Genomic DNA, 12,281 nt, shown 5'->3' on the forward strand with positions numbered 1-12,281 from the left:
CCCGAGGCCGGCCCCGGCCCCCGCGCGCCGCTGCCCCGCGGCGTGGACGAGATCGCGGCGCTGCTGGCGCTGGATCCGCCGGCGCGCAACGAACTGCGCCGCACGATGACGGTGCTGCCCGTGGCCACGCCGGTCAACGTCAACACCGCGCCCGCCGAAGTCATCGCGGCCCTGGTGCCGGGGCTGTCGCTCAGCCAGGCCCGGTCGATGGCGGGCGAGCGCGACCGCGGCAACTGGTTCAACAACGCCGGCGACTTCGCCAACCGCCTGGCCGGCGCGGGCATCAAGACCGCCGCGCCCGCCGTCGCCACCAGCAGCGGCTGGTTCCTCGCCAGCGGCACCGTCGCCTACGAGCGCGCGCGGATCTCCATGCAGGCCCTGGTGCGCAGCGCCCCGCCGGCCGCGCCCGACACAATATGGACAAGAGAAACCCCTTGAAGAACACCTTGCGGATCGCGCTGCCCGTCCTCGCCGAATTCGGCGAGGACTCTCCCCTGCCCCATGCCTGGTTCGACCGGCGCGGCCGCTGCGCGCGGCAGGGCGAACTGACGCTGCGCGCCCTGGGCCGCGCATACCCGCAGGCCGCCTGCGAAGCCGTGCTGCATCCGTCGGACGTGATCGCGGCCACCGTGCAGATCCCCGCCGTCGCCCGCGCCCGCTACGCCGCCGCCGTCCAGGGCGCGCTGGAGCCGCTGGTGCTGAGCGGCCTGGACGCCCTGGCGGTCGGCCACGGGCCAAGGGCCGCCGACGGGTCGGTGCCGCTGGCCTGGGCGGCGCGGGAGCCCGTGCGCCGCGCCTGGAGCCTGCTGAACGCGCACGGCCTGCGCGCCCACGCCCTCATCGCGCCGCAGACCCTCGGCCCCGAAACCCGGACGCCCTTGCGCGATCCGGCCGATCCGCGCTGGCTTGCGCCCTCGCCTTCCTGGTCGCTGGCCATGCCCCAACTGGCGCCCGCGCGGACCTCGCGCTGGCGCCCCGCGTGGCGCTGGGGCGCGGCCGCCGCCGCGGTATGGATAGGCGGGCTGAATCTCTACGCGTCGCAGCTCCGGTCCGAAGCGGACGCGCTGCGCGACGGCATGCGCCGGCAGGTGCTGGCCGCCTTCCCCGACCTGCCCGTGGTGCTGGACCCGGCGCGCCAGGCGCAGCAGGGCCTGGACGCGCTGCAGGCCAGCCGGGGCGCGGCCGGCGCCGCCGACTTCCTGCCGCTGGCCCGGGCCGCGGCCCAGGCGCTGCCCTTCGCCGCCGACAAGGTCGCCCGCCTGGCCTACACCGGCCAGACACTCACACTGCAACTGGCCGACGCCGGCGAGCCATCACAGCGCATCGCCGAAACGCCCGCGCTGATCCAGCAGGCTTCCGCCCTGGGCCTGAAACTGGAACGCGCCGACACCGACCACACCTGGCGCATCGCGCGCGCTCAACCATGAATGCTCTCTCGCTACGCCTGCACGCGGCCTGGCTGTCCGTCCGCAAACCCCTGGATCCCGCGTTGGACCGCGCCCGCCAGCGCTACCGCGCGCTGGCGCCGCGCGAACGGCGGCTGCTGGCCGGCGCGGCGCTGTTGCTGGGCGGCGCGCTGGCGTTCAGCGTCCTGATCGAACCGCCCCTGAACACGGTGCGCAAGCTCCAGGCCGAACTGCCGGCGCTGCGCGCGCAGGCCGCCATCGTCGCGGACCTGGGCGCGCAGGCCGCGGCCCTGCGGCGGCGCTCCGCCGCGCCCGCCGGCGCCATGCCCACGCGCGCCGAACTTGCCGCGTCGCTCGAACGCGCCGGGCTGCCCGCCGCGCAATGGACGCTGGGCGAACCCGAGACAGGCCCGGGCGTGCTGCTGACCCTGGCCCAGGCGCCCGCTTCGGCGCTGCTGCGCTGGCTGGACGGCGCGGCCCGCGACTGGGGCCTGGCCGTCCAGCAGGCCGACCTGGCGCGCGCCGCCAACGCCTACGGGCGCCCGCTACCGGGACTGGTCAACGGCAAAGTCACGTTGACTCCGCCGGCGGAGAAGCACTGACATGGCCGGATCGCGCTTTTCCCGAAAGAACGCCGCGCTGTGGCTGGCGGGCATGGTCTGCGCGGCCGCGGCGGGCGTCGCCGTCATGCCCGCGCGCTGGCTGCTGGCCGCGCTGCCCGCCGACGCGCCGGTCGCGCTGGCGGATGCCGGCGGCACGCTGTGGCGCGGCAGCGCCTGGATCGCGCTGGGTCCGCCGGGCGCGCGCCGCGTGCTGCCCCAGCCGGTGCAGTGGCGATGGCGCTGGGATGCGCTGGCCGTGGAAATTTCGCATCCCTGGCTGCAAGGCCCGCTCCATGCGGGGCTGGCCTGGAATGGCGTGTCGCTGTCGGCCCAGTCCCTGCGCGCGCCCGCCTCCGTGCTGGCCGCGCTGGGCGCGCCGTGGAACACGCTGGCGCCGCAGGGCATGCTGGAGCTGGCCTGGCAGCCGTTGCGCCTGGGCGCCGCGCTTCCCGCCGGCCCGCTGGCGGCGCTGCGCTGGCGCAACGCCGGCACTGCGCTCTCGCCGGTCGCGCCGGTGGGCACCTACCTGCTGCGCGTGCAAGGCGGCAAGATGGGCGCCGCGCTGGCGCTGAGCACGGAAAGCGGCCTTCTGGACGTGACGGGCCAGGGCAGCGTCGGCCGCCGCGGCCTGCGCTTCCAGGGCCGTGCGAGCTACGCCGGTTCGGCCGGCGAAGCCGACCGCGCCGCGCTGGACGGCCTGATGTCCATGCTGGGGCGGCGGTCGGGCGACAGCGTGGAATTCGGCGCGTAGGCGCCCGGCGCCGCGCCTACGCGTCGCGCGTGACGCGGACGATTTCCTCGGGCGAGGTCTGTCCGCCGTCCACCCAGCGCTGCCCGTCCTCGCGCATGGTCCGCATGCCCGACGCCGCGGCCGCGCGCCGCAATTCGCGCTCGTCGCGGCCTTCATGGATCAGCCGGCGCGCCTCGTCGTCCACGGTGAAGAGTTCATGGATGCCCGAACGCCCGCTGTAGCCCGTGTGGTTGCAGGCCGCGCATCCCGCCGGATGGAACACGCGCGCGCCGTCCTGCATGGCCGGCCGCTTGCACTCGGGGCACAGCTTGCGCACCAGCCGCTGCGCCAGCACCCCCAGCAGCGACGAAGCCAGGAGAAACGGTTCCACGCCCATGTCGGTCAGCCGCGTCACGGCGGACACCGAATCGTTCGTGTGCAGGGTGGCCAGCACCAGGTGGCCGGTCAAGGACGCCTGCACGGCGATCTGCGCGGTTTCCAGGTCGCGGATCTCGCCGATCATGATCACGTCGGGATCCTGGCGCAGGATGGCGCGCAGCGCCAGCGCGAAGCTCATGTCGATCTTGGCGTTCACCTGCGTCTGGCCGATGCCGGGCAGGTCGTACTCGATCGGATCTTCCACCGTCAGGATATTGCTGGTGGCCGCGTCCAGCCGGCTCAGCGCGGCGTAGAGCGTGGTGGTCTTGCCGCTGCCGGTGGGCCCGGTCACCAGCACGATGCCGTGGGGCTGGCGGATCAGCCGGTCCAGCCGTTCGAGCACGCCCGGCGCCATCCCCAGCCGCTCCAGTTGCAGGCGCCCGGCCTCCTTGTCCAGCAGGCGCAGCACGGCGCGTTCGCCATGCCCCGTGGGCAGGGTCGACACGCGCACGTCTATCGGCCGCCCGCCCACCCGCAAGGCGATGCGGCCGTCCTGCGGAAGGCGTTTCTCGGCGATGTCCAGGTGCGCCATGATCTTGATGCGCGAGATCAGCGCCGCGTGCAGCGCCTTGCGCGGCGACACCACGTCGCGCAAAGTGCCGTCCACCCGGTAGCGCACCACCGAATGCGTCTCGAACGGTTCGATGTGGATATCGCTGGCCCCGTCGCGCGCCGCCTGCGCGAACAGCGCGTTGATCATGCGGATCACGGGCGCGTCGTCCTGCGCTTCCAGCAGGTCGGCGACCTCGGGCATGTCCTGCAGCAGGCGGTCCAGGTCGATCTCGTTCTCGGCCACCCCCATGACCGACGCGGCGTCCTCGGAATGGCTGTAGGCCGCGGTCAGCAGGGTTTCCAGCGCCTCGTCGTCCACCTGGGCCAGCGCGACGTCGCCGTGGCACCGGCGGATCTCGCGGACCGCCCATTCCGGCGTGCGCGGGCTGACGGTCAGTTGCGCCGCCCCGCCCCGCAGCGACAGCACCGCGCGCTGCGCGCGGGCCCAGGCGTAGGGCAAGGGATGCGCGCTCATAGCTGCGAGACCACTTCGCTCTTGTAGCCCAGCTCGCGCAGCAGCGCCGTGGCGGTCGAAATGGTGCCGGGATCCTTGGCCACCTGGCTGCGCACCACGTAGCCCGTGCCGCCGGGGCCCAGTTGCACGTAGGCCTGCAGGCCGCTGGCCCGGACCCGCTGCGCGATCCTGTCCGCGTCGGCGCGCGAATCGACGGACGCGAACTGTAGCGTGGCGCTGCCGCGGTCCGCCTCGCCGTAGAGCGACTCGGGATCCACCGCCACGCTCACGCCCCGCGGCAGGTTCACGCGGATCGGCAGCGACGGATCGCTGGCCCGCGCCGCCGCGGGATATTGCCGCACCGCGAAGGACTCCACCGTGGCCGGAGGCGGCCGGCGCATCGTGTCCGCCAGTTGTTCCGGCCGCATGTCGTAGGCGTTGTTGGACACCGACGGCGCCGACCCCGGCGGCGGCAGCATCGGCGCCTGCAGGTCCGGCAGCAGCCAGTGCTTGCCCGGCTGGGCGACCGCCTGCGCGCGGCGCATGTAGTCGTAGCGGTCCATGGTGACGCTGGCGCTGCGGCGCGCGTCGCGCACCACATAGGGCCGCAGGAACACCATCAGGTTGGTCTTGGTGCGCTTGCGGGTGTCGTAGCGGAACAGCGCGCCCAGCACGGGAATCGATCCCAGCCCCGGCACGCTGTCCGAGCTGAGCGACACACTGTCTTCCAGCAGCCCGCCCAGCACGATGATCTGCCCGTCGTCGATCAGCACGCTGGTATCGATGGCGCGCTTGTTGGTCACGATGCCGGTCGTCGGCGAAGAGCGGGTTTCGTCGATGCTGCTGACTTCCTGGTAGATGTCCAGCTTGACCGCGCCGCCTTCCGAAATCTGCGGGCGGATGTTCAGCTTCAGGCCCACGTCCTCGCGTTCGATCGTCTGAAAGGGGTTGGAGCTGCCGTTGCTGCCCGACGTCACGTACTGCCCCGTCACGAAAGGCACGGTCTTGCCCACCAGGATGCTGGCCGACTGGTTGTCCAGCGTCAGCAGGTTCGGCGTGGACAGGATGTTGGCCTCGCCCGTGTTCTGCATGGCGCGGGCCAGCACGCCCAGGTTGATGACTTCGTTGCCCAGCACGTCGACCGTGCCCTTGACCACGCCCAGGCTCAGGCCGTTGGCCAGGGCGTCGATGGAGGCCGGGCCGGCGCCCGTGAGGCCGCTGCCGCCCAGGTTCGTGCCGCCGATGAAGCTGGTGCCGCCGCTGTTGATGTTGCCCGCGCCCGTCATCCACTGGATGCCGAATTCTGCGGCCTTCTCTTCGCTCACTTCCACGATCAGGCTTTCCACCAGCACTTGCGCGCGGCGCTGGTCCAGTTGGTCGATCACTTCGCGCAGGCTGCGGTACAGCGGTTCGGGGGCCGAGATGATCAGCGAATTGGTCGCGGGGTCCGCCTGGATCGTGGCGCCGCCGGCCGAATACGACACCGCTTGCGTGCCCGGGTCGTCGCGCGCGATGCGTTCCTGGTCGCCCGACAGGCCGCCCTTGCCCGAGCCCGATCCGCCGGACATGCCCAGGCCCGCCTGCGCCGTGTTGTTGCCGACCGTGTTCTGCGCGCGCGCGCCGGGCTGGGCCGCCGCGGTTCCGCCCGCGCCGCCGCCCGCGCCGGGCGCGGAATTGGCCTGCCCCGCCAGCAGGCCGCCCAGCACCTCGGCGATGCGCGTGGCCTGGGCGTTGCGCATGTACACCACGTGCAGGTTGCCCGCCCGGTTCTGCTGCGCGTCGAGCTTCAGGATCAGGTCGCGGGCCAGGCGCGTGCGGGCCGGACTGCCCGCGCGCACCAGCACGCTGTTGCTGCGCGGATCCGCGACGACCGCGATGCGCTGGGTGGGATCGCTGCTTTGCGTGTCCAGCAGTTGCGCGGCCAGGACCGCGATGTCGGACGCGATGCCCGAACGCACCGGCACCACGTCGGTGTCGATGGAACTGGGCACGTCGATGCGCGCGATGACCGCGGCGATCCGTTCGAGATTGTCCGCGTAGTCGGTCACGACCAGCGTGTTGTTGCCCGGATAGGCGTTGACGGGATTGTTCGGCGGCACCATGGGGCGCAGCACCGGCACGAGGTTGGCCGCGTTCTCGTACTTCAACGGAAACACGCGCGTCAGCATTTCGCCGCTGCCGCCGGCGCCCTTGGCGAACGCCGACACCGGCACCGGCGGCCGGGGTTCCCCCACCACCGCGCTGCCCTGCAGCTTGGCGTCGGCCTCGGGCACCACCCGCGTCACGCCGCCGACCTCGACGATGGCGAAGCCTTGCAGGCGCAGCGCGCCCGTGAGCATGGCCAGCGCCTGTCCGCTGTCCACCGGCCGGTCCGACACCAGCGTGAGCTTGCCCTTGACGCGGGGATCCACCAGGAAGTTGCGCTGCGTGAACAGCGACAGCGCGCGCAGCACGGCGGGAATGTCGGTGTCGACGAAATTCAGGCTGACCCGATTGTCGGCCTGTTGTGCGTAAGCCGTGCTGGCCGCGGGTCCGAGTTGGCTTGCCGCAAGCAGAACCGCAAGGCTGAATTGCGCGATGTGACGCATGACGGGATAGGTGCCTGGAACGTGGAAACAGGTGGAAAAACGTGAAAGCGCGTCGGAGTATACGGGGTGGCAGTGCAACACTCCGGTCATAATCCAAAGGCAAGGTGACGGCCTGGAAACCCTTTGAATACGGGGCTTTCGCGCGATCGGACGCGCGCGCGGCCCCTTGTATTTGCGACCATGCCATCCTTTCGTTACGAAGCTGCCGACGCGCTGGGAAAACTCGTGCGCGGCACGATCGACGCCGACTCCGAGCGCGGCGCCCGCAACCAGTTGCGCGGCCGCGGCCTGCTGCCGCTGTCGACCTCGCCGGCGGCGCGCGCCGAAGGGCTGGGCGCCTCGCTGCGCGCCCGCCTGTCGGATGCCGACCTCGCCTGGATCACGCGCCAGCTCGCCAGCCTGCTGGCCGCCAGCCTGCCGCTGGACGCGGCCCTGAGCGCCACGCTGGAACAGGCCGAGAAAAAGCACATCGCCGCCAGCCTGGGCGGCGTGCGCGACGACGTGCGCGCCGGCCACCGGCTGTCCGTGGCGCTGGCCGCCAGGCCGCGCGATTTCCCGGAGATCTACCGCGCGCTGATCGCCGCCGGCGAAGAATCGGGCAACCTGGCGCAAGTGATGGAAAAGCTGGCGGACTACATCGAGGAACGCAATGCCCTGCGCAGCAAGGTCATGACCGCCTTCATCTACCCCGCGGTCGTGGCCTGCGTGTCGGTGGTCATCGTGATCTTCTTGCTGGGCTACGTGGTGCCGCAGGTGGTGTCGGCGTTCAGCCAGGCCAAGCAGGAACTGCCGCTGCTGACCCGGATGATGCTGTCGCTGTCGGACTACGTGCGCGAATGGGGCGCGGCCACCGGCGCGGCGCTGGCCGCGGCGATCGCGCTGTGGCGCTATGCGCTGAGGGCGCCCGCGGCCCGGCGCGCCTGGCATGCCCGCGTGCTGCGGCTGCCCCTGGCCGGACGCTTCGTGCTGGGTGTGAACGCGGCGCGCTTCGCCTCCACGCTGGCGATCCTGTCGGGCAGCGGCGTGGCGCTGCTGACGGCGCTGGAGGCGGCGCGCCGCACCCTGGGCAACGACGTGCTGCGGCAGGCAGTGGACAACGCATCGGCGCGCGTGCGCGAAGGCGCGGCGCTGTCCGCGTCATTGGGCGCGCAGAAGGTCTTCCCGTCGCTGCTCGTGCACCTGATCGCCAGCGGCGAGAAGACCGGCCGCCTGCCCGAGCTGCTGGACCGCGGCGCGCAGAACCTCTCGCGCGACCTGGAGCGGCGCGCCATGGCGATGACGGCCCTGCTGGAACCGGCGCTGATCCTGCTGATGGGGGGATTCGTGCTGCTGATCGTGCTGGCGGTGATGATGCCGATCCTGGAGATGAATCAGCTAATACGGTAGGGGTGGGTGTCAGACACCCGGGAAGCGTCGTGGCTGCTTGACGGCCGTCTCGTAGGGGTGTCAGACACCTGGCATAACTCAGGTGTCTGACACCCTGGGCCAGGTCAGGTGTCAGACACCCTGGGGAGACAGCCTGCGGGCTTGCGCCGCCGTTCAAAGGGTGTCTGACACCCTCCCCGCGCAAACAAGCGCCTACAACGCCTCTTCGTCGCTTTCCCCGGTGCGGATGCGGATGGCCTGCTCCACGGGGGTGACGAAGATCTTGCCGTCGCCGATCTTGCCGGTGCGGGCGGCCTTGACGACGGCTTCGATGGCGGCTTCGACCTGGTTGTCCGGCAGCACGACCTCGACGCGGATCTTGGGCAGGAAGTCCACCACGTATTCGGCCCCGCGATAGAGCTCGGTATGGCCTTTCTGGCGGCCGAAACCCTTCACTTCGGTAACGGTCAGGCCGCTGACGCCGACTTCGGCCAGCGCTTCGCGGACTTCGTCGAGCTTGAAGGGTTTGATGATGGCGGTGACTTGTTTCACGTTGGTCTTCCTGGTTTTTCGATCTGTTTCGGCGCCCGCCGCGGCATGGCGGAAAGGCGCGATGGATAAGAGAATACCACCGGCCGCGCCGGGAAAAAGCGGGGTTTGCGCGCGGCGGGAAAACCCGGCTGCCTAGGCGGATTCGTCCGGAATGCGGTCGGCGTCGCGCATCCACACCGCCGACTCGGAGTCGCTGGGCGCGCGCCAATCGCCGCGCGGCGACAGCGAACCGCCCGAGCCCACCTTCGGGGCGTTCGGAACGCAGGTGCGCTTGAACTGGCTGAGGCGGAAGAACCGGTCCAGGAAGATCTTCAGGTTGCGCTTGATGGCGGCCAGATCGTACTGGTTGCGGGCCACGTGCCCGCCCTCGGGCCAGGCGCCGGCCTCGCGGTCGCGCCAGGCGGCCAGCGCCAGGAAGGCGACCTTGGTCGGCGCGAAGCCGTAGCGCAGCGTGTAGTACAGGTTGAAATCCTGCAATTCGTAAGGGCCGATGGCGTCTTCGCTCTTCTGGACCGGCTTGTCGTCGGCGCCGCCCGGCACCAGTTCGGGGCTGACGTCGGTGCCCAGCACGTCCAGCAGCACCCCCGCCCCCTCGTCGCCCAGGCGGCCGGACTCGGCCACCCAGCGCACCAGGTGCGTGATCAGGGTCTTGGGCACGCTGGCGTTGACGCTGTAGTGCGACATGTGGTCGCCCACGCCGTAGGTGCACCAGCCCAGCGCCAGTTCGCTCAGGTCGCCCGTGCCGATGACGATGGCGTTGTTGAAGTTGGCGATGCGGAACAGGTGGTTGGTGCGTTCGCCGGCCTGCACGTTCTCGAAGGTGATGTCGTAGACCGGCTTGCCGTCCGCGTAGGGATGGCCCAGGTCCTTGAGCATCTGCTGGCAACTGGGCCGGATGTCGATCTCGGAAGCCGTGCAGCCCACCACCGCCATCAGCCGGCGCGCCTGCTGCAGCGTGCGGGTGCTGGTGGCGAAGCCCGGCATCGTGACCGCCAGGATGTTGGCGCGCGGCAGGTCCAGGGCATCCATGGCCTCGGCGCAGACCAGCAGCGCATGGGTGGAGTCCAGCCCGCCGGAGATGCCGATGACGACCTTGGACATGCCGCTGGCCGACAGGCGCTGGACCAGGGCCTGCACCTGGATGTTGTAGACCTCCTTGCAGCGGGCGTCGCGGCGCCGCGGGTCGGCCGGCACGTAGGGGAACCGCGCCACCCGGCGTTCGAGCGGCAGTTCGGCGTCGTCCAGCGGCGGCTGCACGGGAACCGGCACGGTGCGGAACTTGCGGACCTCGTCCTGGTGGCGCCGCACGGACTGCCCGAAGGTGGTCTGGCGCATGCGCTCGCGCGACAGGCGTTCGAGGTCCACGTCCGAGAAAAGCAGGTGCGAATGGCCCAGGAACCGTTCGGTTTCGCCCAGCAATTCGCCGTTTTCGTAGATCAGCGCCTGGCCGTCCCAGGCCATGTCGGTCGAGGATTCGCCCCGGCCGGCCGAGGTGTACATATAGGCGGACAGACAGCGCGCCGATTGCTGCGCCACAAGCTGGTGGCGGTATTCCGACTTGCCGATCACGATGTTGGATGCCGACAGGTTCACCAGCACGGTGGCGCCGGCCAGCGCCGCGAACGAGGACGGCGGGATGGGCACCCAGACGTCCTCGCAGATCTCGACGTGGAACTGGAACAGCGGCAGTTGCTCCATCTGGAAGACCAGCTCGGACCCGAACGGCACCGTCTGGCCCAGCAGGCGGATCTCGGCCGCGGCGGCGCAGTCGGCGGCGCTGAACTGGCGCGCTTCATAGAACTCGCCGTAGTTGGGCAGGTAGGTCTTGGGCACCACGCCCAGCACCCGGCCGCCCGCGGCCACGACGGCGCAGTTGAACAACTGGTGGGCCACGCGCAGCGGCGCGCCGACGATGATGGCGATGTCCAGTTCGGCCGTCGCCGCCACCACCTCGGCCAGCGCCGCTTCGCAGGCATCCAGCAGCGCCTTCTGGTGGAACAGGTCGTCGCAGGTGTAGGCGGACAGGCCCAGCTCGGGAAACGCCGCCAGCACCGCGCCGCCCTGGGCGGCCTGCTGCGCCAGCGCAATGGTCTGCGCGGCGTTGAACGCCGGGTCCGCGACCCGGCATTCGGGCACGCCGACCGCGACCCGGGCGAAGCCGTGGGAATACAGGTTGAAGAACGGGTTCGACATCAGCTAGGGCCCATTGACGGCAACAGGCCAAATTATCTCATGCGCCCCGGGCCGCGCTAGCGCGGCATCTTGGCGTCGGTCAGCCCCCGTTCGGCCGGGGAAGCCAGCGCCGCCTGCAAGGCGCCCTCGCGCAGATAGCTTCCCATCGCGCCGATGTCGGCGCCGGACGGCTGCTGGTACAGGCGCAGGCCCAGTTCCGGCAGGATGGCCAGCAGATGGTCGAAGATGTCGCCCTGGATGCGCTCGTACTCCACCCAGGCGGTCACCGCGGTAAAGCAATAGACCTCGACCGGGATGCCCTCGGAGGTGGGCTCCATCATGCGCACCATCATCGCCATGTCCTGGCGGACCTCCGGATTCTGCTTCAGGTAGGCCAGCGCATAGGCCCGCAGGGTGCCGATGTTGGTCAGGCGGCGGCGGTTGGCCGGCACGCTGGCCAGTTCGCCCATGGTCTGGTTGGCCTGGGCGATATCGTGGGTCTTGGCCTGGAGATAGTCGTGCAGCAGGCGGAAGCGCATCAGCCGCTGCGACTCCTCGTCGCTCAGGAAACGCACGCTGGCCGCGTCGATGCGCAGGGTGCGCTTGATGCGCCGGCCGCCGGACTCGAACATGTGCCGGTAGTTGCGGTAGCTTTCCGAGAACAGCTTGTAGGTCGGCACGGTGGTGACCGTGTTGTCCCAGTTCTGCACCTTGACCGTGTGCAGCGCGATGTCCTTCACGAACCCGTCGGCGTTGGACTGCGGCATCTCGATCCAGTCGCCGATGCGCAGCATGTCGTTGCTGGTGAGCTGGGTGCTGGCCACCAGGGACAGCAAGGTGTCCTTGAACACCAGCAGCAGCACGGCGGACAGCGCGCCCAGGCCGGAGATCATCCAGAGCGGCGAGCGGTCGATCAGGATGGAAAGCACCAGAACGGTGCATACCGCCATCAGGATCAGCTTGCCGATCTGGATGTAGCCCTTGATGGAGCGGGTCTGCGCCCGCGTCGTGGCCGAATAAGTGTCCTGCCAGGCGCTCAGCACGCCCGAGAACGCCACGAACACGCAGATCCAGGCCCCCGCATGCGCGAGCCGCCCCACGACCGTGGCCGCCCGCTCGACGTGCGGCACCAGGTCGATGCCCATCGACACCACGGCGAACGGCACCGCGTACCAAAGATTCTGGTAGGCGCGGCGGCGCTGCAAGGCCTTGTCCCAGTCCCCCCGGCCGCTCACCACCAGCAGGCGGTGCGCCAGCAGCAGCACGATCCGGGCCACGACCCACTGGACGAACAGCGCGGTCAGGATCAGCGCGCCGATCCCGATCAGCGTCTGCGCCCAGGCTTCGCGCGGCAGGTGGGTATCCAATTGGGTGACCAGCTCTTCCCATTCCAAGGGCATAGGGTTACTTCTCGCTCTAAAG

General features: G+C 70.6%; 10 protein-coding genes. 5 read left to right on the forward strand and 5 right to left on the reverse strand.

Annotation, left to right across the window (positions count from 1 at the left end; translation table 11 throughout):
* The 4 genes from AVE30378_RS16780 to gspN all read left to right on the forward strand — a co-directional run.
* Positions 1-438 (forward strand): type II secretion system protein GspK (locus tag AVE30378_RS16780; protein ID WP_165360214.1); only part of this gene is annotated, 438 nt, incomplete at its 5' end.
* On the forward strand, positions 435-1,427 hold the full coding sequence (gspL, locus tag AVE30378_RS16785) for a type II secretion system protein GspL (RefSeq protein ID WP_129242119.1): 993 nt from the start codon (positions 435-437) through the stop codon (positions 1,425-1,427). The genes AVE30378_RS16780 and gspL, both read left to right, overlap by 4 nt.
* On the forward strand, positions 1,424-2,008 hold the full coding sequence (gspM, locus tag AVE30378_RS16790) for a type II secretion system protein GspM (protein WP_129242005.1): 585 nt from the start codon (positions 1,424-1,426) through the stop codon (positions 2,006-2,008). Before gspL ends, gspM begins: the two co-directional genes overlap by 4 nt.
* Position 2,009: 1 nt before the next feature.
* Positions 2,010-2,759, forward strand: a complete 750-nt coding sequence (gene gspN, locus AVE30378_RS16795; RefSeq protein WP_129242006.1) for a type II secretion system protein N — start codon at positions 2,010-2,012, stop codon at positions 2,757-2,759.
* Positions 2,760-2,775: 16 nt separating this feature from the next.
* Here gspN and gspE read toward each other — a convergent pair whose 3' ends face one another.
* Complete coding sequence (gene gspE / locus AVE30378_RS16800; protein ID WP_129242007.1) at positions 2,776-4,203, reverse strand: type II secretion system ATPase GspE; 1,428 nt, start codon at positions 4,201-4,203, stop codon at positions 2,776-2,778.
* Positions 4,200-6,770, reverse strand: a complete 2,571-nt coding sequence (gspD, locus tag AVE30378_RS16805) for a type II secretion system secretin GspD (RefSeq protein ID WP_129242008.1) — start codon at positions 6,768-6,770, stop codon at positions 4,200-4,202. The genes gspE and gspD overlap by 4 nt, the downstream gene beginning before the upstream one ends.
* A 180-nt stretch (positions 6,771-6,950) precedes the next feature.
* On the opposite strand from gspD, the gene gspF reads away from it, so the two are divergent.
* A complete protein-coding gene (gene gspF / locus AVE30378_RS16810) occupies positions 6,951-8,156 on the forward strand; it encodes a type II secretion system inner membrane protein GspF (protein WP_129242009.1) in 1,206 nt (401 codons plus the stop codon).
* 192 nt (positions 8,157-8,348) lie between these two features.
* Here gspF and AVE30378_RS16815 read toward each other — a convergent pair whose 3' ends face one another.
* The 3 genes from AVE30378_RS16815 to AVE30378_RS16825 form a co-directional block, all read right to left on the reverse strand.
* Complete coding sequence (locus AVE30378_RS16815) at positions 8,349-8,687, reverse strand: P-II family nitrogen regulator (protein WP_129242010.1); 339 nt, start codon at positions 8,685-8,687, stop codon at positions 8,349-8,351.
* A gap of 132 nt (positions 8,688-8,819) precedes the next feature.
* Positions 8,820-10,880, reverse strand: a complete 2,061-nt coding sequence (locus AVE30378_RS16820) for an NAD(+) synthase (RefSeq protein ID WP_129242011.1) — start codon at positions 10,878-10,880, stop codon at positions 8,820-8,822.
* 56 nt (positions 10,881-10,936) lie between these two features.
* The gene (locus AVE30378_RS16825) at positions 10,937-12,259 is read right to left on the reverse strand and encodes a mechanosensitive ion channel family protein (protein ID WP_129242012.1); all 1,323 of its coding nucleotides are present in this window, start codon (positions 12,257-12,259) and stop codon (positions 10,937-10,939) included.
* Between the last annotated feature and the right edge of the window lie 22 nt (positions 12,260-12,281).

Source organism: Achromobacter veterisilvae (genome assembly GCF_900496975.1).
Classification (GTDB): domain Bacteria; phylum Pseudomonadota; class Gammaproteobacteria; order Burkholderiales; family Burkholderiaceae_B; genus Achromobacter; species Achromobacter veterisilvae.

Coding starts and splice junctions, on each gene's coding strand:
- gspD (WP_129242008.1), bottom strand. CDS start 6,770: ATGCGTCACATCGCGCAATTCAGCCTTGCGGTTCTGCTTGCGGCAAGC.
- AVE30378_RS16825 (WP_129242012.1), bottom strand. CDS start 12,259: ATGCCCTTGGAATGGGAAGAGCTGGTCACCCAATTGGATACCCACCTG.
- AVE30378_RS16820 (WP_129242011.1), bottom strand. CDS start 10,880: ATGTCGAACCCGTTCTTCAACCTGTATTCCCACGGCTTCGCCCGGGTC.
- gspN (WP_129242006.1), top strand. CDS start 2,010: ATGGCCGGATCGCGCTTTTCCCGAAAGAACGCCGCGCTGTGGCTGGCG.
- gspF (WP_129242009.1), top strand. CDS start 6,951: ATGCCATCCTTTCGTTACGAAGCTGCCGACGCGCTGGGAAAACTCGTG.
- gspM (WP_129242005.1), top strand. CDS start 1,424: ATGAATGCTCTCTCGCTACGCCTGCACGCGGCCTGGCTGTCCGTCCGC.
- gspE (WP_129242007.1), bottom strand. CDS start 4,203: ATGAGCGCGCATCCCTTGCCCTACGCCTGGGCCCGCGCGCAGCGCGCG.